The 21,959-nt window shown below is 56.9% G+C and carries 15 protein-coding genes and 1 tRNA gene; 8 read left to right on the top strand and 8 right to left on the bottom strand.

Annotated elements, in window-relative coordinates; translation table 11 throughout:
- Positions 1–31 precede the first annotated feature (31 nt).
- Positions 32–946: an SPFH domain-containing protein gene (locus tag DTW89_RS00075; RefSeq protein ID WP_114654449.1), complete on the top strand. Its 915-nt coding sequence runs from the start codon at positions 32–34 to the stop codon at positions 944–946.
- A gap of 74 nt (positions 947–1,020) precedes the next feature.
- Positions 1,021–1,110: transfer RNA gene (locus DTW89_RS00070), tRNA-Ser, on the top strand.
- Between the two features lie 352 nt (positions 1,111–1,462).
- Here the strand turns inward: DTW89_RS00070 and DTW89_RS00065 are convergent.
- A complete protein-coding gene (locus tag DTW89_RS00065; protein WP_114654448.1) occupies positions 1,463–1,813 on the bottom strand; it encodes a hypothetical protein in 351 nt (116 codons plus the stop codon).
- 105 nt (positions 1,814–1,918) lie between these two features.
- The gene (locus tag DTW89_RS19210; protein WP_161555612.1) at positions 1,919–2,257 is read right to left on the bottom strand and encodes a hypothetical protein; all 339 of its coding nucleotides are present in this window, start codon (positions 2,255–2,257) and stop codon (positions 1,919–1,921) included.
- 353 nt (positions 2,258–2,610) lie between these two features.
- Here DTW89_RS19210 and DTW89_RS00060 point away from each other — a divergent pair, with 353 nt between their 5' ends.
- From DTW89_RS00060 to DTW89_RS00040, 4 genes are all read left to right on the top strand, one after another.
- Positions 2,611–2,943 (top strand): hypothetical protein, encoded by a 333-nt coding sequence (locus DTW89_RS00060; protein WP_114654447.1) that lies wholly within the window; start codon positions 2,611–2,613, stop codon positions 2,941–2,943.
- A 356-nt stretch (positions 2,944–3,299) separates the two neighbouring features.
- Complete coding sequence (locus DTW89_RS00050) at positions 3,300–4,268, top strand: DUF932 domain-containing protein (protein ID WP_114654445.1); 969 nt, start codon at positions 3,300–3,302, stop codon at positions 4,266–4,268.
- 124 nt (positions 4,269–4,392) lie between these two features.
- Positions 4,393–5,415 carry a YqaJ viral recombinase family nuclease gene (locus tag DTW89_RS00045; protein WP_114654444.1) on the top strand — a complete coding sequence of 341 codons (1,023 nt, stop codon included), beginning with the start codon at positions 4,393–4,395 and terminating at the stop codon, positions 5,413–5,415.
- Positions 5,416–5,544: 129 nt separating this feature from the next.
- Positions 5,545–6,477, top strand: a complete 933-nt coding sequence (locus tag DTW89_RS00040) for a recombination directionality factor (protein WP_114654443.1) — start codon at positions 5,545–5,547, stop codon at positions 6,475–6,477.
- 30 nt (positions 6,478–6,507) lie between these two features.
- Here the strand turns inward: DTW89_RS00040 and DTW89_RS19205 are convergent, their stop codons facing one another.
- On the bottom strand, positions 6,508–6,780 hold the full coding sequence (locus tag DTW89_RS19205; RefSeq protein ID WP_147277607.1) for a hypothetical protein: 273 nt from the start codon (positions 6,778–6,780) through the stop codon (positions 6,508–6,510).
- A 116-nt stretch (positions 6,781–6,896) separates the two neighbouring features.
- Between DTW89_RS19205 and DTW89_RS00035 the strand changes: the two genes are divergently transcribed.
- Together DTW89_RS00035 and DTW89_RS00030 are read left to right on the top strand one after the other, a co-directional pair.
- A complete protein-coding gene (locus DTW89_RS00035) occupies positions 6,897–14,501 on the top strand; it encodes a type I polyketide synthase (RefSeq protein ID WP_114654442.1) in 7,605 nt (2,534 codons plus the stop codon).
- On the top strand, positions 14,501–15,850 hold the full coding sequence (locus DTW89_RS00030) for an aminotransferase class I/II-fold pyridoxal phosphate-dependent enzyme (protein ID WP_114654441.1): 1,350 nt from the start codon (positions 14,501–14,503) through the stop codon (positions 15,848–15,850). Before DTW89_RS00035 ends, DTW89_RS00030 begins: the two co-directional genes overlap by 1 nt.
- 20 nt (positions 15,851–15,870) lie before the next feature.
- Here DTW89_RS00030 and DTW89_RS00025 read toward each other — a convergent pair whose 3' ends face one another.
- Genes DTW89_RS00025 through DTW89_RS00005 form a run of 5 tightly spaced genes read right to left on the bottom strand, consistent with a single transcriptional unit; the run spans position 15,871 to position 21,648 of the window.
- On the bottom strand, positions 15,871–17,010 hold the full coding sequence (locus DTW89_RS00025) for a hypothetical protein (RefSeq protein WP_114654440.1): 1,140 nt from the start codon (positions 17,008–17,010) through the stop codon (positions 15,871–15,873).
- A gap of 7 nt (positions 17,011–17,017) precedes the next feature.
- Positions 17,018–18,643, bottom strand: a complete 1,626-nt coding sequence (locus DTW89_RS00020; RefSeq protein WP_236636977.1) for an LTA synthase family protein — start codon at positions 18,641–18,643, stop codon at positions 17,018–17,020.
- The gene (locus DTW89_RS00015; RefSeq protein ID WP_114654439.1) at positions 18,636–19,412 is read right to left on the bottom strand and encodes an SDR family NAD(P)-dependent oxidoreductase; all 777 of its coding nucleotides are present in this window, start codon (positions 19,410–19,412) and stop codon (positions 18,636–18,638) included. Before DTW89_RS00015 ends, DTW89_RS00020 begins: the two co-directional genes overlap by 8 nt.
- Positions 19,409–20,638 (bottom strand): capsule biosynthesis protein, encoded by a 1,230-nt coding sequence (locus DTW89_RS00010; protein ID WP_114654438.1) that lies wholly within the window; start codon positions 20,636–20,638, stop codon positions 19,409–19,411. Before DTW89_RS00010 ends, DTW89_RS00015 begins: the two co-directional genes overlap by 4 nt.
- Positions 20,635–21,648 (bottom strand): capsular polysaccharide export protein, LipB/KpsS family, encoded by a 1,014-nt coding sequence (locus tag DTW89_RS00005; RefSeq protein WP_236636976.1) that lies wholly within the window; start codon positions 21,646–21,648, stop codon positions 20,635–20,637. The genes DTW89_RS00010 and DTW89_RS00005 overlap by 4 nt, the downstream gene beginning before the upstream one ends.
- Positions 21,649–21,959 lie beyond the last annotated feature (311 nt).

The following is a 21,959-nucleotide window of genomic DNA, read 5'->3' as shown; positions in this document are numbered from 1 at the left end:
CTTCTCACATCAGTCACCCGGAAAGGTTCTCATGGAAATCGCCATCGTCATCTTTGTCATTGCCGTCATCTTTATCGCGCGCTCCGTCAAGGTCGTGCCGCAACAAAACGCCTGGGTGAAAGAGCGGCTGGGCAAATATGCCGGCACGCTCACGCCGGGCCTGAACTTTCTGGTGCCATTTGTGGACAAGGTGGCTTACAAGCACAGCCTGAAAGAAATCCCGCTCGACGTGCCCAGCCAGGTCTGCATCACCCGCGACAACACCCAGCTGCAAGTGGACGGCATCCTGTACTTTCAGGTGACCGACCCCATGCGCGCCAGCTACGGCTCGTCCAACTACATCATGGCCGTCACCCAGCTGGCGCAGACCTCGCTGCGCAGTGTGATCGGCAAGCTCGAACTCGACAAAACCTTTGAAGAGCGCGACATCATCAACGCCCAGGTGGTCCAGGCCATCGACGAGGCAGCACTCAACTGGGGCGTGAAAGTACTGCGCTACGAAATCAAGGACCTGACGCCGCCAAAGGAAATCCTGCACGCCATGCAGGCCCAGATCACGGCCGAGCGTGAAAAACGAGCGCTCATTGCAGCGTCTGAGGGTCGCCGCCAGGAACAGATCAACATCGCCACCGGCGAGCGCGAGGCCTTCATCGCCCGCTCCGAAGGCGAAAAGCAGGCTGTCATCAACAAGGCCGCTGGCGAAGCCGCATCCATCAAGGCCGTCGCCGAAGCCAACGCCGAAGCCATCGAACGCGTTGCCGCGGCCATTCGCCAGCCCGGCGGCGAACAGGCTGTACAGCTCAAGGTGGCCGAAAAAGCCGTGGAGGCCTATGGCAAGGTGGCTCAGGATGCCACCACCACCCTCATCGTGCCCAGCAACATGAGCGAAGTGTCAGCACTGATCGGGTCGGCCATGAAGATGGTGCAAACCCAGAAAAGCAGCTGACCCTGGCCTTTTTTGAGCCAAGCGAGCCCACAGCCCCAAACATCCCTTCACCTATGGCTATAATCGAGGGCTTCGGAGAGGTGGATGAGCGGTTTAAGTCGCACGCCTGGAAAGCGTGTGTGGGCTAATCCCCACCGCGGGTTCGAATCCCGCCCTCTCCGCCAGGATTCTTTATAAATCAAGGACTTAGACAAAAATTAAGACCTTGACCCACATAAAAACCCACATTAAATTGTGGGTTGGGTCGGCTTAAATGAAGTTTGATTTTTGAGAAGACTTGACAAGTCTGCACACTGTTTGATCACGCATCAAAGCGGTGTACCGCCCTACCCACATCACATCGGGTAAAGCTAGCAGTCCTGAAATTTTCCCGTCTCCGCTCATCAGCCGTGCTCGGGAGCGACATGATCGGGTGCGCAACGCTACCCCGCCTAGCGCTTGCTCAAGAAACGACTTGTTGAACTGCTGGAAGATGCACTCAAACACAACCGGGTTACCGCACCGGACATGAGTTGATCAAGCAGATCGACTGGAAATTGCGGCTGCTCCGCCTTTGCAGTACATTGAAATTGCTTTTCGCGGATCGAGCTCGGCCGCAACGGCCCCAGCATGCGCATATTGATACGGCTGGCTGTGCATCACTTTGTTGCGCAGCGTGTACAGGCGTACGAACGCCTCGTACGGCTCCCGCTGGGCCACCTGTTGCGCCAGCGCACGCTGCACGCGGTGGCGTGCATCATCGAATGCCTCGCGCCAGACTTCGGGAATCCCGAAACTGCTGAAACACATGCTGGTTGCCCAGCACACGCGAATCGGGCAGAGGAACATATGCCCCACCAGCGCGGGCAAGGCCTTGTCCGTATCCAAGCGACAGACCTCCCCCACGAAATCGCGGAACGTCTGCCACTCGGATACGTTGCCCGCACTGCAGATATTTAGTACATCTCAATCGCTGTAACGCAATGCAGAGCATCAAACAAAGATGCTCATCGTAATCAGAAGCATTTTCATATCGCCAACGATAAGCCATTGAAATGGCCGAGAAAAGCCATTCTTGCGAGGCAACTTAAAGGCATTCGCATGCCATGCCGTCTCGACACCGGCCACAATATCGCCACGCGCTTCATAGCTGAATAGCATGACCGTCTTCAAATACGGATTCCGGCATGACGATCCTTGATCGCCGCCAACGATGCGCAGTGCCACACGGTACGCAATTAATAGTAAACGAGTGACTTGGTGGATTTTATTCACCTGGACCGCATCACGGCAATCAGCGCTGGATAAACTGCGCATGACCCAGAAGGTCAAGATCCGGTTGTTGTGTACAGGAATAGCTTTAATATTTATGTGCAGAAATGCAGCACCAGCTTGCCAGACCTCGCCTTGCAATATTACCTACACCAGTTTTTAAAAATTTTCATCCATATATTCTTTTAATGAACCACTAAAGCAAAATAGCCTCTGCGCTTTAATACTTTCTATATTAGATAAGCCCCCCAGGCCACTAGGCCTAGGGGGCTCTTTTTCTTTCGATAAGGGTATTCTGAAAAAAGGCCACTACTTTTATCAGGTTGCTATGTGGCAGCATTCAATGTTTTTATCGGCAATAAAAAGCATTGATTGTTATCTCGTGATTTATCATACTTTAAGGATTATTTAACATGCCAAACATTTGTCCTCGATGTGGATCCATCCACATCGAAACCAAGAACATCGGTAAAAAGACGGGTGGCACCGTTGGTACAGTGGCCGGTGCAGCCAGTGGTGCCTCTGGGGCCTTCGGTGGCGCACAATTCGGCGCATCCGTAGGTGCTGTAGCTGGCCCTGTGGGAGTCGTGCTCGGAGGATTGGGTGGCGCCCTTTTAGGGGGGCTTTTTGGTGGAGCCGTGGGCTGTGCAGTCGGTTCTACGGTGGGGCGCGCGGTCGATCAAAACATTCTGGACAATTTGCGCTGCCTCAACTGCGATTTCGAATTTAGTGAAGAGGCAACTTGATGGCATTTCGCCGCTTCTGTGTTTCTCCAGCCCCGCGTGATTCGTCTGCGGGGCTTTTTAATTTCTGGAGCATCAATGAAAGAGATTTTCTCCTTCCGATATGGCCAAGTTCAAGTCATGAATCTCAACACTTGCTACATCCGTCCCGAACCTGTCCAGGAGGCCCTGAACCTGCTTGAGTGCGAAGTGCGCGAAGCATACCCAGCACCTTACTTGAACCCTGTTTGCTTTCTGCTCTCATTTCCCAAAGTTTTCCTCACCGTGGCGTGGGTCATAGCTTCTACGTTGACGTAGCAACTTCGCCTAGTCCCTCACACACGTTCAAACCCTTTTTAACTCTTTCAAGGACATTTCAAATGGCACACCTCCTAGAAAAAATGGCTTATGTTGGCGAAACCCCATGGCACGATCTGGGCAACCAACTCCCAGCCAAGCAGCCCATTGAAGTCTGGGCAAAGGAAGCCGGCATGGATTGGACAATCTGCGCAACGCCGGTCCGTTACATGACCGAACAGGCCGGTGCCCTTGGTTCGATCATGAGCTTCGAAGACCAAAAGGTGCTTTACCGCAGTGACACCAAGGCACCACTGTCCGTGGTCGGTGGCCGCTACCAAGTCGTTCAACCCAAGGAAGTTTTGGAGTTCTACCGGGATCTGACGGAAGTCTCGGGCTATGAGCTGGAGACGGCCGGTGTCCTCAAGGCCGGGCGCAAGTTCTGGGCGCTGGCCCGTACCGGCAAGTCTTCGGCTCTGAAGGGCAACGATGTGGTCAACGGCTATTTGCTGCTGGCCACGTCCTGTGACGGCAGTCTGGCCACGACGGCCACGCCCACCACGATCCGGGTGGTCTGCAACAACACGCTCTCCATCGCCCTCAGTGGTGCCACCAGCGCCATCAAGGTGCCGCACAGCACGAGCTTCGATGCGCAGGCAGTCAAGAAGCAATTGGGCATTGCGGTCTCCCTGTGGGACAGCTTCATGTACCGCATGAAGACGCTCTCGGAGCGCAAGGTCAAGAGCCACGAGTCCATGAACTACTTCCTCAAGGTGTTGTGCCAGACCGATGTCCACGTTGACCCAGCGCAGGGGTTCACCAACGAACGCGCGCTCAAGAAGGTGCAGGCGATGTACGAGGGCCAAGGCCGTGGCGCGGAACTGCAGGCAGCCAAGGGCACCGCCTGGGGCCTGCTGTGCGCGGTCACGGAGTTTGTGGATCACGAGCGGCGTGCGCGCAGCCAGGAATACCGCCTGGACAGTGCCTGGTTTGGCCAGGGGGCGGTGCTCAAGCAACGTGCCCTGGATCACGCATTGCAGCTGGCGTCATGAGCGCCATGGGTTTATTGAACACAAGCCATCTCACCCACCACTTCCCTGCAGCGAAAGCCCCGGCCCTTTATGGGAACCGGGGCTTTTTGCTGTTCGGGTAGTTTTCCATTCTCAAGGAGTCACCATGTCACAACCATTGATTCATCCCGTTGCCGTTCCATCTTCCTCACCGTCAGTCCATCCGCGACCGGCTTTGAAGCTGGTCAAGACCGCTTCCCTCAATCGCGATCAGTGGCTGGAGGTCCGCAAAGGCGGTATCGGCAGTTCGGACGCGGCTGCCGCTGTCGGGCTGCATCCCTACAAATCCCAGCTGCAACTGTGGATGGAAAAGACAGGGCGCGACAGCAATTTTCCAGTAATCGATCCCCAGGACGATTCCAGCCCAATGTACTGGGGCACCCTGCTGGAGCCCATCGTGGCAGCCCATTACACGCGGCGCACCGGGCACAAGGTGAGACGGATCAATGCAGTGTTGCAACACCCTGACCGTCCCTGGATGCTGGCGAACATCGACCGGGAGGTGGTCGGGGCATCCGACGTGCAGATTCTGGAATGCAAAACGACGGGTATCCACGGTGCCCGGCTGTGGCGCGATGGCGTTCCAGAGTACGTGCAGCTGCAGGTCATGCACCAGCTGGCGGTGACGGGCAAGGCCGCTGCCGATGTGGCGGTGTTGCTCGGCGGACAGGAGCTGCAGGTGTTCCGGATCGACCGTGACGAAGCGTTGATTGCCCAGCTCATCGCGCTGGAGCGGCAGTTCTGGGAGTATGTGGAGCGGGACCAGCAGCCACCGGCGGATGGTTCGGACTCGGCGGATCTGGCGCTTCGCTGTCTGTATCCCCGGGACAGCGGCACTACGCTGGATCTGTCTGACGACATGGAGATGTCGGGTGCGTTCTCTGACCTGCTGGCGGTGCGGGAGGTGATCGGCACCCAAAGCGCCCTGGAGGCCCAGCTCAAGCAACGCATTCAGCAGCGCATGGGCGATGCCACCCGGGCCGTGTTCGAGACCGGGGAGGTTTCCTGGAAGCGCAGCAAGGATGGGACATCCCTGGATACAGCGCAGTTGCTCAAGGATCAGCCCGAGCTGGCGCAGACCTACGCAGTGACCAAGCCAGGGAGTCGGCGGTTTCTGGTGCAGCAGTAGGTGCAAGGGCAAAGGCAACGCCGCTGACCAGTCAATCGCTCATTCCCCATTCATCACATCCCCCCACAGCGGACCTCCACCAGATCGGTGCGGGTCCGCTTCTTTTTTATCTCTCTGGAAGGAATCATCATGCTCAAAGGTTTGGCCTTGACACCCCCGGTCATTGGCCGGATTTCAATTGGGAAGGTCGTCGAAAGAAACGGCAAGCGGTTGCCAGAGAAAGATGACGAGTTCACCATCACCAGCCAGGTGCAAAACCGCGATGGCTGGATCAATCATCCGCTCGATGAACAGTTACGCAAGGACAAGGGTGCCAAGCTGCGTAGCATTCCTGTGCGCCTGCTGTTTGACGATCCGGACCTCAGCCTGCGGGCGAATTACACGATGTTTGACCGGTCCACTGGGCGACCCCTGTGCGTGGGCAACGGTGAGACATGCAAACGGGCCACCCTATCCGGGATGCAGAGCTTTCCCTGCCCAGCACCGCAAGCCTGTCCACTGGCCGAGGGAGGGAACTGCAAACCCTATGGGCGGTTGAACGTTCGGATTGAATTGGATGGAGCGGTTGGCGACGAACTGGGCAGCTTTGTGCTGCGCACCACGGGGTTCAACTCCATTCGCACGCTCTCGGCCCGGTTGCGTTACTTGCATGCGCTGTCGGGTGGATTGCTGTCCACCCTGCCGCTGGAGCTGCGGCTTCGGGGGAAGTCGACCACGCTGTCACACCGCACGCCGATTTACTACGTGGATTTGACGCTGCGCGCGGACAGCACGCTGGCGGTAGCCATCGACAGTGCCAGGGTCGACTGGGAGGCCCGCAAGGCAGCGGGTGTGGACCAGGCGGCGCTGGACGAAGCGGCCAGGACTGGGTTTGCGCTCGGTGAATTCGAGGAGTCTGAAGAGGATGGGGCTTCCGTGGTCGAGGAGTTTTATCAGGTGGATGGGGATGCCCAGGAATCAGGCGGCAATGGCTATGTCTCTGGGAACAAACCGGAACTGGTGGACAAGCTCAGGCTGAAGGCAAGCAGGAATTCGTTGCCTGATAGCGACAACCCAGCTTGAAACCATCCACCACACCCACCACACCGGCCCTTACGGGGGCTGGCGTGGTGGGTGGATGTGATTTTTTTTTGTTGAGTGCTTTGCAGCGGTTTGAGGCTGATTGCCCCATTTCACTTCGGCTCGAGCAGGCATCCCCATTCGTGGTGGATTCGTGGGTTTCTTTGCTGCGCTTTTGGTCTTTGAAGTTGCTCGCGTTGGTGTCGTCATCGTCCGCTCGGTCTTTGCGCGCAGTGCTTTGTGGCGGTGGACGAAGACCTCCAGCAACGCGGCGGCGAGGTCAACGCGCGGTACGGTCACGTTCATTGTGTAACATTGACTGTTGGTCAACAGTTAGCAGCATGCCACCCTCGTTCACTTAAATCCAGTGTGTTGCATATCACTTTTGAATCCGCCATTTTTAATTCGCCGTCCATAAATTAATGAAAAAGCGCGTCGCAATCACCGGTCTTTCGTTCCGATTCCCAAGCACAAGTACCAATCAATACTGGAAAGACCTGCTCGATGGTCGCGATCTAGTGACGGAAGTGGACTCTTCGCGATGGGCGCAAGATAGCTTCCGTCATCCTGACAAGAATCATCCGGGGAGCAGCTATACATTTGCAGCAGGCTCTGTCGGGGATGTGTCAATGTTCGACGCGGGATTCTTTGGTATTTCGCCTCGTGAAGCCGCGCTGATGGATCCGCAACAGCGAATGCTGCTTGAAATGAGCTGGGAGGCTCTGGAAAATTCCGGGATAAAGCCATCGACCATTCGCGGCAGCCAATGCGGCGTTTTTATTGGTATCGCCAGCACGGACTATTCTTATCGCTTAGCAGATGACCTTTCTGCCGTTGACTCATCTGTTGCAACTGGCAATACCGCGAGTATTGCAGCGAATCGCATCTCCTATGTTCTTGATTTGCAAGGCCCTAGCATGGCGATTGACACCGCCTGCTCGTCTTCCATGGTGGCATTTCACCAAGCTTGCCGTTCGATATTGTCGGGGGAGACCACCCAGGCGCTGGCTGGTGGGGTTAGCCTGCATCTGCATCCCTATGGCTTCATTACATTTTCCAAGGCGTCAATGCTGTCCAGGCGTGGACGATGCAATGTTTTCGATGCTTCCGGCGATGGTTATGTGCGCTCCGAAGGGGGCGGAATTTTCGTTCTAAAGGACTACGATCAAGCCATAGCCGACGGCAATAGAATCTTGGCTGTTGTTGCCAATTCAGCCGTTAACACCGATGGCCGAAAAACGGGACTAACCGTACCTAACCCGAAGGTCCAGTCGGCTTTACTGCAACAAGCTTACAGCCAGGCCGGCATCGACCCTGCCGAAATTGACTACGTCGAAGCGCATGGCACCGGCACGGCGGTTGGTGACCCGATAGAAGCACGTGCCATCGGCGATGCGCTAGGCAAGCGACGCTCAAAAAATAACCCGCTTCTTATCGGTTCGGTAAAAAGCAATATGGGCCACCTCGAAGCGGCCTCAGGCGTAGCGGGATTGGTGAAGGCACTGCACTGCATTCAGCATCGTGTTGTGCCGGCAACCATCGGAATCAAAACCCTCAACCCGAAGATCGAGTTTGACAACTGGAACCTTGAGGTAGCGACCGAAGCTCGGCCGCTCAAGAAAACCGGGAAACTCATTGTCGGCATCAACTCTTTCGGTTTCGGCGGCGCCAACGCGCACGTCATTCTAGAAAGCCATGAATTGCCAGAATTCAAGGCATATGAAACCAACCAGCGCAAAGCTCTGCCATTCATAGTTTCCGCCAAAGAACCTAGCGCCTTAAAAGAAGCAGCACGTGAGTTTTCTACTTTTGTGCAAGGGCAGTCGCAATCCGCGCTCTATGACATCGCCTACAGCGCGGCTTTTCGAAGAGACCGCCATGAATACTGTGCCGTAGTTTATGGCGCAACCCCTGCAGCCATAGCAGAGGAATTGATCGAATTCGCCAATGGGGCATCAACACCATCCTTGGTGGAGTCGGGGGTAATTTTGGATAGACCTTCCGGGCCAGCCTTCATTTACTCAGGAAACGGTTCCCAATGGTCAGGCATGGGGAGGCGTCTCTTAGAAGAGGATCCGGTATTCAAAGCAGCGGTAAAAGAGGTGGATGCCATTTTTCGCCGCTATGCGAATTACTCACTCGAGGCCGAACTGGCCAACCAAAACGGTGAAGGCAGGTACGAATATACAGAAATCGCACAACCTGCCCTTTTTGCGCTACAAGTTGGAGTCACGCAAATGCTGCGCCACCGTGGCGTCATTCCGACTGCAGTGGCAGGTCATAGCGTTGGCGAAGTGGCTGCCGCCTGGGCGTCTGGCGCATTGACGCTCGAAGCTGCCGTAGAGGTCATCTATCAGCGCAGCCGACTGCAAGGAACCACCAAGGGCAAGGGAGAAATGACCGCAGTGGGAATGGGCCATGAAGCGGCCCAACACCTGCTGGAAGAACTGGCGCTTGCGCCATCCTTGGTCATTGCGGGCATCAACAGCTCCCGAGGGGTGACTGTTGCTGGCAGTCCAGACCTTCTTGCCCAACTTGAGACAGCGTTGAACGCGCGCGGCGTCTTCAATAAACGGCTGGTGCTTGACTACGCTTTCCACAGTCCAGCCATGGACGATATTGAACCCGGCATCAGGGAAACGCTGGCAGCGCTCCAGCCAGGTGCAACGCGCGCACCGTTCTACTCGACCGTTACCGGCAATCTGCTCAGCGGCACTGAACTGGACGCGCAATACTGGTGGCATAACATCCGCAAGCCCGTCCTGTTCGAGCAAGCCGTCAAGACCATGCTGGGTCATGGCATCAACGTCTTTATCGAAGTCGGCCCGCATGCCGTTTTGCGCAGCTACCTCAATGACTGCCTGAAAGACCTGGAAGCAGAGGGCCGGGTCATCACTACCCTGGCCCGTGGCGACGATGCACCTCAGCGAGTCTGGGGTGCCTGCAACCAGGCCGTGATTGCGGGCGTGGATATCAACTGGCTGCAGCTGTTCCCCGAGCCGGGCCGTTTTGTCCTACTGCCAAACTACCCCTGGCAGCGTGAACGCCACTGGCACCCTGTCACGGCACAATCCCTGGGGCTCCTCGAACGGCGCAAAGTCCACCCCTTGCTGGGTTACCCGCTCCAGCAGCATGCACTCACCTGGGAAAACCAGCTGGATACAAAGCTCCATCCTGCGTTGGCCGACCATGTGGTCGGGGATGCCATCGTGTTTCCAGGAACAGGGTTTGCGGAACTCGCACTGGCCGCTGCACTGGCCTCGCACCCCGGCGAATTGGCGGAGGTTGAGGAGTTGGAGATCCGTTCACCTCTCTTGCTCGGCGAAGGTCACGCCAAGCTCGTGCGCTTCAGCATCGACCCACAAGACGGCAGCATTGCCATCAAAGGCCGGGAAGTCGGCAACACGGACCCGTGGACCTTGCATGCCGTCGGTCGCATATTGCGTGAACCACGCGACAGCATGCTGCGCCAGGACTGCCCTGCATTGCCCACGCGTCAGCCAGATTTCAACCACACAAGCCATGCGGCACTTACGCAGGCAGCCGGCCTTGCTTATGGCCCGGCGTTCCAGTGCATCGACAGCGGCTGGGTCATCGACGGCTCCGCACTGGCCGTCTTCAAAATACCGAAAAGCATCGAAGCCGAGCTGGAGAATTCACACCTTCATCCGGCCCTGCTGGATTGCACGTTCCAGCTCATCATCCAGTTGCTGAAAGATGATTTGGGTTTCCATGAAGGCATCACCTTCATTCCTACCAAAATCGGGCGACTCAGCTTCCGCGCCAGCAAGGCACCGCCCGGTTTTGCCAGGGCCACCCTGTTGCGGCGTACCGCACACTCCCTGACGGCTGAATTTACTGTTTTTGACACCAATGGGTTGGCCATCGCGACGGTCAAGGAGGCCCGTTTCCGCAGCGTTCGCCTGAGTAAAAATGCAGCGGATCACCTGCGCTTTCTCGATTACCACGGCATTCCCCAGCCGCACGCCCAGACGGTGCACGGTGCGCCCGCGCTCGCCTTCGACAGTGTTCATTCGGCCGTTGCCGAGCTGGCCAAGCGTGCGGCACTCACAGGATCGCACCGACGCTATTCCGAAGAAGTCGATCCGTTGCTCGACAGTCTTTGCAGCCAATTCACCAGAGAGGCATTGCAACTGGTATCGGTGGATGGTGAAAAACTATCCGCCCAAAAAGTCCTGGCGCTCCAGACTGCCACCCCGGAGATTGCACCTTACCTTGAGCATTTGCTGCTTCTGGCCTGCGACGATCAAACCATCGCGGCCGCCCCGGACGGATGGGAAATCCTGCCCAACCAAGATGAAGCGACTTCCGCTGGTGACATCTGGAACAGCCTGGTGGCCGATTACCCGGACTACTTCCAAATCGTTCACTCGGTCGGTCGAGTCGGGGCGCATCTCAAGGCACTGCTGGACGGCAGCCTGACGCTGGCACAGGTCTGTCCGCGCGAGACATCGCTGGTCACACTCACTCGCCAGGCGCTTGGCGCCAAAAGCAAGCAAAGAATTGGGCAAACACTGCGTGAACTGATTACCCAGGGAACACGCGCGCTTCCCGAAGGCCGGCGCCTGCGCTTCCTGGAAATCAGTGAAGGTTTTCCTTCGTTTGCAATGGATGCATGCCTTTCCCTGGATTCGAATAGTGGCGACTATGTTTTTGCCACCACCTCGACAGCGACCATGGAAGATGTAGCCAGGCTGAAGGAGCAGTTTCCAAAAATCGATGCGCGCTTGATTGGCTCTTCTACCGAACCCGCAGCACCAGTATCCGGCTGCGAACTTGCCGTCGTCACACTCGACTTCGATACCGTGGAGGGAGCGCTCAGCGCACTGGAATATGCGCGTGCCTGCCTCGTACCCGGCGGCTCGCTGGTGGTCATCGGTCAACACATCTCACGCTGGATTGATTTTGTTTTTGGCGGGCAGCGCAAAAATTGGTCACCGACAGAAAAAGGTGACTGGATCTCGAATCAGCGCAGCGTGCAGTTCTGGCAGCAACAGCTGCAGCAATTCGGCTTTTCCGGTGCAGAACTCTTCGAACTGTCGCCAGATACGCTGTCTGGCCCCTATCTGCTGCTCTCCCAGCAGTCACAGTCTGCACAGCTGGCGGCGACGGCCGGCAAGCGGTCGCCGCGAAGCTGGATCCTGTTTGCAGACCAAGAAGGTCCTTCCGCGCAATGGTCGGATCAATTGGTCAAACAACTGCAGGAACGGGGCGACCTTGCCGTGCAAGCCGTCCCTGGCGACACCGCTCACATCGCGTCGTTGCTGCGCGATACCACCGCCAGTTACGGGAAGCTCGACGGCATTGTCCATCTGGCGGGGTTCTCTAATCCATCCAGCGAGGCCGAAGCCGTTCTGAACCAGCAGGTGGCCCGATGCGTACTGGCAGCCAGCATCATCCAGGCATGCGAGATGACATCGACCAGCACGACCTGCTGGCTGGTGACCCATTCCGCCGCGACCGATCTTCTGCCCCACGCCACGGCCACTGCGCCGATGGATGCTGCGCTCTGGGGCTTCGGTCGAACGCTGATCAACGAGGCCTCCAACTGTGCTGTCCGCCTGGTCGATATGGAAAGCATGCTGGCGGTCGACTCCGCCGTTACCGCCCTGGCCCTAGAGCTTGAGCAACCGGACGGCGAACAGGAAGTCGTCCTGACCAGCGGCGGCGCACGCTACGTGCCGCGCTTGCGCCTTGAATCGCGGCCCCAAGTGCATCAGGAGATCGAAGCGCCCACCATTCGCCTGGACTTTCAGTACCCGGGCCAGTTGCGCAATTTGCGCTGGGAAGCGCACCCGCGCGTGGCACCGAGTGAAACGGAAATCGAAGTTGACGTACGTGCAACTGGCCTTAATTTCCGTGATGTCATGTATGCCCTCGGACTGCTGTCTGACGAAGCAATTGAAAACGGCTTTGCCGGCCCGACCCTGGGACTTGAGTTCTCGGGTGTTGTGAGCCGAGTCGGCAACCCCGCATGCGGATTCAAGCCTGGCGATCTGGTTGTAGGTTTCGGCCCCTCAAGCTTTGGTAACCGCGTGGTCACCCAGGCCAGCGCCATCTCACTCATACCGCCGGACATCTCGTTGGAAGCAGCGGCAACCATTCCCAGCACGTTTTTCACGGTGTATTACGCCCTGCACTACCTGGCTCGCCTGCAGCCCGGTGAAAAAGTGCTCATCCACGGCGCTGCCGGTGGCGTCGGCATTGCGGCCATCCAGCTGGCCAAGTGGATTGGTGCCGAGATCTACGTGACAGCCGGGTCTGACGAGAAACGCGACTTTCTTCGCCAGCTGGGCGTCACGCATATCTTTGACTCGCGTACTCTGGCCTTTTCCGATGAAATCCTGGCCATGACCGGTGGCCAGGGTGTGGACGTGGTGCTGAACTCCCTTGCGGGCGAGGCCATCAACCGCAACTTCCGGGTGCTCAAGCCCTTCGGCCGCTTCCTGGAGCTGGGAAAAAGGGATTTCTACGAAAACACCAAGATCGGCCTGCGTCCGTTCCGCAACAACATCAGCTATTTCGGCATTGATGCCGACCAGCTCATGCAGTCGCGTCCCGACCTCACGCGCACACTGTTCGCCGAAGTCATGGCTTTGTTTGCCGAAGGGGTGCTGCACCCACTGCCCTACCACGTCTTCGACGCCAATGACATTGTCGAAGCGTTTCGCTACATGCAGCAGGCACGTCAGATCGGCAAGATCGTCGTGACTTACAACAATGGCATCAGCCATATTCACACGCCCGCCTCGACGAACCGAAAGCCTATGAAACTGGTCGCCGACGCGTCCTACCTGGTAACTGGCGGCCTGGGGGGTTTCGGGCTGAGAACTGCTGAATGGCTGGTGGACAAAGGTGCCCGCCATCTTGTCTTGATCAGCCGCAGCGGCCCCAGCTCAGACACCGCCAAGAAAGCAATCACACGGCTGGAACAGCAAGGCGTCAAGGTGCACGCTGCTGCCTGCGACATTACCGACAAAACCGCGTTGGCGAAACTGCTTGCCGACATCAGCAAAAATCTTCCCCCTCTCAAAGGCATTGTGCATGCCGCCACGGTCATCAATGACGGCCTGATCCGCAGCATGGATGCGGACCAGATTCGCAGCGTGCTCGCACCCAAGGCAATGGGCGCGCAACACCTGCATGAAATGACCCTCGGCACAACGCTGGACTTCTTTGTGTTGTTCTCGTCGGCAACCACCTTGTTTGGCAATCCTGGCCAGGGCAACTACGTGGCAGCCAATGCCTGCCTCGAAGCGCTGGCGAAATACAGGCGCGCCAACGGGCTCGCCGCAACCTGCGTGCGCTGGGGTGCGATCGACGATGTCGGGTTCCTGGCCCGCAATGAAAAAATCAAAGACGCACTCCAGGGCCGCATGGGCGGATCTGCACTCCACTCGGCCATCGCCCTCGACGCGCTGGAAAGCATGCTGACCGCAGACCGTTCTGGCCTCGGCGTCATGGAGCTTGACTGGAAAGCCCTGTCACGTTTCCTGCCCAGCGCTGCAAGCCCCAAGTTCAGTGAACTGGCCTTGCATGCCGGTGACAGCGACGCGGACGAGGAAGACTCAGGCGATATCCAACGCCTTCTGGCAGAACTCTCGGTCGACGAGTTGCACGCCGCCCTGACCGAAATGATCAAAAGTGAAGTGGGAGAAATCTTGCGGGTATCGCCCGACAAAATCGACCCCAACCGCTCCATCTACGACATGGGACTGGACTCCCTCATGGGCGTTGAACTGGTGGTTGCGCTCGAATCGCGCTTCGGTATCCAGCTGTCGGTGATGGCGCTCAGCCAAAGCCCAACCATCGCGAAACTGTCGGAACGCATAGGCCTGCAACTCAAAGGCAGCGACGAACAGGAAGCCGCTCCTGAAGAAAGTCAAATTCAGGTCCATACGAAACAGTTGTTTGCACAACATGGAACCGAGGCATCGGCCGAATCTATCGCCAGCCTGGCAGAAGATATCGAATCTCTGGGTGCTGCCTCAAGGATGATCCGCTAATGACACGCAAAGGACTTCCGGGCCTCACCGCCCAGATCAAAGACAAACTGATCCAACAAGCGCTCGAGCGCCGGCTCAGGCAAGCCGAACATGGCAGCAGTGTTGCACCCCTTGCCCACCCGTCGGCAGGGGAAGTCAATATTCCGCAGCAGCACTACAGCTTTCGCCACCACCCTGGCTACCAGCAAATTCGCATCATGAACGATGGTGCTGCACGGCTGGGAATTGGCAGCCCTTTTTTCAAACTGCATGAAGGAATCGCCGGCGCAGTCACGCAGATCGGGGGACGGGAGTACATCAACTACTCCAGCTACAACTACCTGGGCCTGTCCGGCCACAAAGTGGTTGCAGACGCTGCCAAAAAGGCCATTGACGATTACGGCACCTCCGTTTCCGCCAGTCGGCTGGTGTCCGGGGAAAGACCGATTCATCGGGAACTCGAACAAGAAATCGCCAAGGCCTACGGAGTCGACGACGCTATCGTTTTTGTGAGTGGACACGCTGCCAATGTCACAACCATTGGCCATTTGTTCGGCCCCAAGGATCTCATCCTGCACGACGAACTCATCCATAACAGCGTCTTGCAAGGAATAGCCCTCTCGGGTGCAAAGCGCCTTCCCTTCGCCCACAACGATTGGGCCGCCCTGGACGCCATTCTCCTGGAGCAACGTCACCAGTTTGAACAGGTGCTGGTCGTGCTTGAGGGCATCTACAGCATGGATGGCGACTATCCGGACCTCCCCCGTTTTGTCGAAATCAAACGCAGGCACAAGGTTTTCTTGATGGTCGACGAAGCACATTCCTTCGGCGTGATGGGCAATACCGGTCTGGGGATTCGAGAACACTTCGACCTCGAAGGCGGCGACGTTGACATCTGGATGGGCACCCTGAGCAAAGCGCTTGCAGGCTGTGGTGGTTACATCGCCGGGGAGACCGCCTTGGTCGAGCACCTCAAGTTTCTAGCGCCGGGCTTCCTCTATAGCGTGGGCATGTCGCCACCACTGGCGGCAGCCTCGCTGGCAGCGTTGAAAATCATGCTGCAGGAGCCCGAGCGCGTCACGACGCTACAAGCGCGTGGGCAACTCTTTCTGGAGCTGGCCCGTGCGGGTGGCATTGACACCGGAACCAGCACTGGCCTGGCCGTGATTCCCGCAATTATCGGCGGCTCCATCAAGACGGCCCGCCTGTCCGCAGCGCTCTTCGAGCGTGGCATCAATGTCCAACCCATTCTCTATCCGGCAGTCCCGGAGAAATCAGCGCGGCTGCGATTCTTTATCTCGTGTGAGCACACCGAAGAACAGATTCGTCAAACGGTACAGGCTGTGGTCGAAGAAGCCAACCGTTTATAAACGGATCCGCGTTGGCACGACTAAATTGGAGTGGCTGCCAACCGTACGGGGCTGGTTATGATCGACAGAAAACCAAATCCCCGGTCAGTTTCGCGGGCACGCAGATATTGCATGTGTAGTTTGAAAAAATCGAAACGCATCCGGTCGTAGTTGATCGGAGTCAGCGATTCCTTGAATCGGGCTGAATGCAAGGAGTAACCACCCTTATTTTCAGCCTGCGTTAATTGCGCCACCGCATCAAAACGCCCAGAACAAATAACATCTTGTGGCGCAAATATATCGCGCCAAGCCAAGCTCTGGATGGTGGCCAGTTGCGCCACATCGGCCACAAATGATTCAGTATTCCAAAAAAATCCGAGACTCGATTGACCGCCCAAAGTCAAAAGAGAAATCTTAGCCGTAGAAGTTTTCTCTACGCGGCGTGACACCTCTGCGGCCAACTGCACCGCCAACAACGCTCCCGAACTGTGGCCAACAATCAATATTTCAGTGTTTTCGTCGGCCGAATTCACCGCACCTTCAACCCGCCGAATGAATTCCTGCATGCGCCGCTTTAGATCAATATTTTCTCCAGTCACCACTGCATGTGAAAAGAAAAAATCGCCAAGCAGATAAAACAAATAAAATCGATGGTCATTGCGGCGAATCCAGAAACAAAAGACTGAGAACAACGCAATGCCCACAACCATTGCAAGCAATCCTCCTCCCGAAAAGGCATATAAAACGCCAGCGAGCACCAGCGCGAGCAAGATCAAGAGAAATATCAGAACAAAAGGGTAAAGAGAAAAAATCGCAAACTTCGGCGCCCTGCGGAAATTCCTAAAAAGAAAACCCGAAGCCAACATAACAAAAAACAAGCGAAAACTTTGCATCAAAGCCCAGATTATGCTGGCGCGAAAATACTTCGCAATAATGTCGGTGATGGCGAAAAATTCATAAGAAATATCAAGCTGCGGCGCCTCGGTTGCAGAGCACTCGCACACAAAGCCATGCGCCCATGTCTGCCTCAAGGATCCGACGTGGATATTTTCCAGGCCGCGACTTTTTGCAACCCTTGCCTCGCGTTTAAGCAGAGCGTGATAGAACTCCGGCCCACGCGGATCATATCCCGTCACATAAAAAACATGGCGTCGCTTCAGGCCAGATTGAGCAGTAGTCATGCAGTAATCAGTTTGCAATAAAATGTTTGAGGATGCCGCCATCGCCAATAGCGCGCACTTCTTCATCTTCTGCCAACGCACTGACTGTATCGGCCGAGCTTATCAAGCCCATTTTCTGCAACAACAAGCCTCCCAAATCTTCGATCTTCACATCCAATCGGCTTCCCATGTCAGGGGCGTTGCCTTTTCGCCAGATCAGGTAATCCGTTTTACCGTCCGGCACAGCCGTCGCCGCGTACGCCTTGGGCATAATGGGCACATGGTCCCCAAACCAGCAAAGCCAGCCGTCACCAGGTAAAGCATCCAGCTGATCGCGCAGCATGGCGACCATGCGATCCGCCTGGCCCAAATGCCGCAAATAAATCGTCAAGTCATCACAACCCTCTGGCGGCGGTTTCGAATACAGCCGCTCCACATCATCCCCCTGCACCTTCTCCAAGTGCAGCGGTCCATGGTTTTCCATGGAAATAACGAAGACAAAAATCGGCTGATTGGAAGACTTCTGCAGCAAAGCACAAACCTTCTCGGCCAATGCGACATCGCCGATATAGGGCCCTGTTTTTTCGACATTTTTGAAATTTTCGATGTCAATGAATTCATCAAAACCGAGCAGCGGAAACACTTCGTCGCGCGTGTAAAAACTGGCGAAATACGGGTGCACACACACGGTTCGGTACCCCAAACTCCTGAGGAAAGAAGCCATGGTCGGCACACCCGTCCGTGCCAACTTGCGGTACGGGTTAAAACGATGCACTCCGAGTGAAGCCGGGCCAAGCCCAGAAAGAAATGCAAACTCGGTGCGCACCGTGTTCGCGCCCCATGCCGCTACCTCGACCTGCCCCTGACAGACAGCGGATGCCTTGACCGCATCGAAGGCCTGCAGCACCTGCGACCGTATGCCAGGAAACAAACGCCGCGCGTCGAAAAATGACTCGCTCTGAACCACGACCAAATGGGGCACCCCCCCCAAAGGGGCTTGCCCAAGCTGCTTGAAATCTTGCACAGAAGGCAAACAAGGCACACAGGCTGGCTTGCGCTCCTCCTGTGCATAGCGCCACAAACTGGTCAGCAAACCCAGCTGCCGCAAATCCGTCTCTGGCGCGAAAATCACCTGCAACGTGCCTCTTGCCCCGCACCACAACAGGGCCAACCCGGCGACTGTCAGGGCAGCCAGCATGCCGAGGAAGTCCAGCACTGGCATGCGTGCGCTCAACGATGACTCCAAAGTAAAACCGGCGTAAAAAGCCAGTCCGAATCCAGCGAGAGCAATCACCGCTCGGACCACACCCAAAAATGGCAAATACAGGCGCGGATGCTTCAAGGCATCCGAAAAATACTCGAAGTCCTGGTAAATGAATGGTTCACGCAAGGAGTGAAATTTTGCATTGCTGACCAGCACGACAAAAAGCTGCAACGCCAACACGTTGGCCATAGCAAACCAGGGGCGACGGAACACCGCCAGTTCTACGGTGAACACCAGCAGCCACAGAGCAACATGGATGGCAAAAGCAGCCCCTGGGCGCCTCCAAAACGAAATCGGCCTGGGTTGCATCCACTGTTCCAGCACAAATGACAGCCCTGTGCCGGCGAATATCGGTAAAGCAACCACCGTCAATACCATGTCATCAACCACGGTAGCCGATCAGTCGCAAGATTCGTTGCGAAGTCGCCGGAGGCAGGACGGACAGCCACCAAGTGCCAAAATTCAACGGAAATGGAAAACTGATGCGTGGCCGGTTGCGCGCAAGGCCACGTTGAATAAACCGTGCTGCCTTGTCGGCAGGCCACAAAAAGGGCTTGGGGCCGGGCATGTCTCGGCACATCTGCGACTCGACATAACCCGGCATCACCACATTGACACGAATTCCCTCCGGCTCAAGCCAACCCCGCAAGGCCTCGCCATACACCTTGACGGCCGCCTTGCTGGCGCAATAGCTGGGGGTGACCGGCAGTCCAAAATAAGCCGCCAGTGAACTGATCAAGGCAATCTGGCCGGCTCCTCTGGCCCGCATCGAAGGCAAAACGGCATCGACGGTTGCCATTGCCGCCAGCACATTCACCTCGATCAAAGCCTCAATGTCTTCCCAGCGCTCGCCTGCGCCCTCCGGACCGATGTTGGTGTTCACGCCGGCATTGACGATCACCAAATTCACCGCCTCCTGATTACACACGTCGCGCAACCATCCCGAGAGTTCATCGCGGTTGCGGACATCCAGCACGCGGGTCAAAACCCTTGCCCCCCTGGCCTCACACTGAGCCGCTAGGTCTGCCAGCCGGGCCGCATTGCGCCCTTGAAGAATCAAGGTGTTCCCGGGCTCGGCATACACATCCACCAAGGCTCCGCCAATGCCGCCGGTTGCCCCGGTGATCAACACAGTTTGCGGGGAAATGGCGCTTGTCATAACAACTCCTCCAACGGTGAGCGCGGGGATGCAAGCAGGCGACGGCTGCCTTCTACCGATAAAGCAATGCCATCACGGCAATAAAACCCACCATTGACCTGCGTGGTATGGATAACCGTGTTGCGAAAATGCCTGAACAACTCGGCATCAGGCAAGGTACGCCCCTGCCAAAAATCATCCAGCGGGCCCTGAAACGTGAGCCCGGGCAGGCTATAGATCGGGTCGCTCAGCGCAATGGTGGGGCAGTTAAAACCCAGCGAAAGTGCGCCAACCGTGCTGTTGACCGTCACCGTTCCGCGGGCATGCAACATCAAGGCTTCCAGATTGCCGGTTTCAAGGTAATCCACCCGGTCTGCCAGATCAAAGCGCGACGACAAGGCGCGGATTATTTTTGGATAATTCACCAGCCCTGTATCCAGCGGATGATTTTTGATGACCAGCCTGGCCTGCCCGGGGGCATGCCCCGCAAAAGAGGCCATGACAAACTCCATCACCGCGGCCATATCCTCAAAACGAGAATGTTCACGGATCTGGGCATCGCTTCCCAATTGAAGTGGCAAGACAAAGAAAGGCGTCCCCGCCCTGATCAAGTCCTCCACCAGAGCGTTGTCTCGCGGCGCGTGAAAACGCAAGCTGGGCAAGCGGCGCGCGTAGCCGGCGTATTCCATCGCAGCATTCACCGTTGCATGCGTTCGGTAGCGGGGGAAAAATGCCGGGTTCCAGAACCCTGCCATGTGATAGGCCACGTCATGCGCTGCGCGGATTCTGAATGGTGAGCGAAACGATTGCCCGTTGCCATAGTCGGGTAAATTTTTTCCGACATCCATGAACCACTCTGGATCTCGCGGCAATAAAGAGTGCCGGTTGACGCCCTCGCGCTCCAGTGTCACCCAATAGGGGCGGAAATAGCCCTCTTCAAAAACATGGGTGCGAATGCCGCAAGCTTTAGCCTGCGCCACCGCCGGACGGTGAACCGGCCGGCAGTCGCCGAACAGTATCTGGTCGGTGATGCCAAATTCGCGATACTTTTGGTCCAGAAAATCCGGCAAATCAGCCATAGCGCCGCGATAGTTCCAGGCGGTTCTGTCGCCCCAATAAAGCCAATCCCCCGCATTGAAATTGACCTTGAACACCCGATGTCCGTCGGCTTCAAGCGCGGCGGCCAAGCGCACAAAAAAAGGGGAGCAAACCCCCTGCAAAAATAGAATAGAACGCATCTGGCTCATCGAACCCCCACAACCTGCCGCAACACCACCCGAAACAATTTTCGCCACCAAGGCGCCGTGCGCCCGGCGCGGGCCCGCCAGGCCACCAGTTCATCCAGCGCCTGCTCCGGGGTAATCAAGCTGCTTTTTGTCCGGCTCAAGTAAATGGGGTGCTCTATCAACGCCCCCGCCACCAGCGCATCCAACGACAATCGCCGGCTTCTGCGCGGGTTTGGCACCACATCCGACGTCAAGCCCCATCCCGAATAGAACGGTTGGCCATAGCAGGTCACAGGCTTGCCGCGCAGCAAAGCCTCGAAGCCTGCCAGCGAAGTGAGTACGTGGACCTCATCCACGGCCAGAAGCAAGTCCCCCATCGCCGCGTCCGTGACCACCTCGTCACACCACCGAAGCGCCTCTTGCTCTCCTGCTCCATGGGCTCGCAATCCTGCAAGCACGTCGGGATGGGGCTTGTAAACAAGATGGGCCTTGGGGTGTGCCTGGCGCACAGCCTGCAGCAAACCGATGTTCGAACGTATACCGGGCGCGCCATAGGCCAGGGACGCATCGCTTTCGACCTGGCCCGGCACCAAAATGACCTGCCCCACCTCGCTGGGCCGCTGCCAGCCGCAATGCCCGGTGTTGTACTTGGTCAGCCCTTCGGCAACGATGCGTTGTCGCAATCGGGCAGCACGCTGCAGCAGTGCCGCATCGAAACTGTTGCCCGACAGTAAATGCTCCAGGTCGGATGGCCGGGTGGCGTCGTAATAAATACCGCGCCCGTCCACCACCCAGGACATGGGTCGAATCAAATCTGCGCCCAAACCCACCGATCGCAGAAATCCGTCTTCTAGGCGCAAAACACTTACATTTTTTGATAACTCATTGCCAAAAGGCTTCATCCCCCAGACCGCCAAAACCCCACCATCGGGTACAGCAGCAGCGTCATTAATGAAAACCACCCGCGCATGCGGAAAGCACTGACGGACCACGGATCGCTTCCAGGCAGAAAAATCAAGCGCATAGATCACCGGTGCACGCAATAAGTCAGTGTTTCGTAACACGCAAGCGCTCCATCAAGGCCTCTACCTGCTGGAAATGTGCCCCCCAGGTCGGCATCTCGCATCCTGCCATTCTTTCGCTCTGGCGTTGCCGCATTGAACTTTGCGGCTGGGCGTATTCGACAACCAACTGTTTCCAGCGCTGACCATCTAACAGGCTGCTGAAATACTCCCCAGCGTCCGAACCTGTTCAGCGGCCGTAGCCGCATTTTTCCGTATCCTGAAAGTCAACCCCTCAAAATCGCCTGCTTTCAGTCGCAAAGCACGGTTTTTTTGCCCCT

This window comes from Acidovorax sp. BoFeN1 (assembly GCF_003345135.1).
Lineage (GTDB): Bacteria > Pseudomonadota > Gammaproteobacteria > Burkholderiales > Burkholderiaceae_C > Acidovorax > Acidovorax defluvii.
This window is presented reverse-complemented; position numbering and strand designations above follow the sequence as displayed.

Coding starts and splice junctions, on each gene's coding strand:
- DTW89_RS00015 (WP_114654439.1), bottom strand. CDS start 19,412: ATGACAAGCGCCATTTCCCCGCAAACTGTGTTGATCACCGGGGCAACC.
- DTW89_RS00050 (WP_114654445.1), top strand. CDS start 3,300: ATGGCACACCTCCTAGAAAAAATGGCTTATGTTGGCGAAACCCCATGG.
- DTW89_RS19205 (WP_147277607.1), bottom strand. CDS start 6,780: ATGAACGTGACCGTACCGCGCGTTGACCTCGCCGCCGCGTTGCTGGAG.
- DTW89_RS00045 (WP_114654444.1), top strand. CDS start 4,393: ATGTCACAACCATTGATTCATCCCGTTGCCGTTCCATCTTCCTCACCG.
- DTW89_RS00060 (WP_114654447.1), top strand. CDS start 2,611: ATGCCAAACATTTGTCCTCGATGTGGATCCATCCACATCGAAACCAAG.
- DTW89_RS00075 (WP_114654449.1), top strand. CDS start 32: ATGGAAATCGCCATCGTCATCTTTGTCATTGCCGTCATCTTTATCGCG.
- DTW89_RS00035 (WP_114654442.1), top strand. CDS start 6,897: ATGAAAAAGCGCGTCGCAATCACCGGTCTTTCGTTCCGATTCCCAAGC.
- DTW89_RS00025 (WP_114654440.1), bottom strand. CDS start 17,010: ATGACTACTGCTCAATCTGGCCTGAAGCGACGCCATGTTTTTTATGTG.
- DTW89_RS00030 (WP_114654441.1), top strand. CDS start 14,501: ATGACACGCAAAGGACTTCCGGGCCTCACCGCCCAGATCAAAGACAAA.
- DTW89_RS00040 (WP_114654443.1), top strand. CDS start 5,545: ATGCTCAAAGGTTTGGCCTTGACACCCCCGGTCATTGGCCGGATTTCA.
- DTW89_RS00010 (WP_114654438.1), bottom strand. CDS start 20,638: ATGAGCCAGATGCGTTCTATTCTATTTTTGCAGGGGGTTTGCTCCCCT.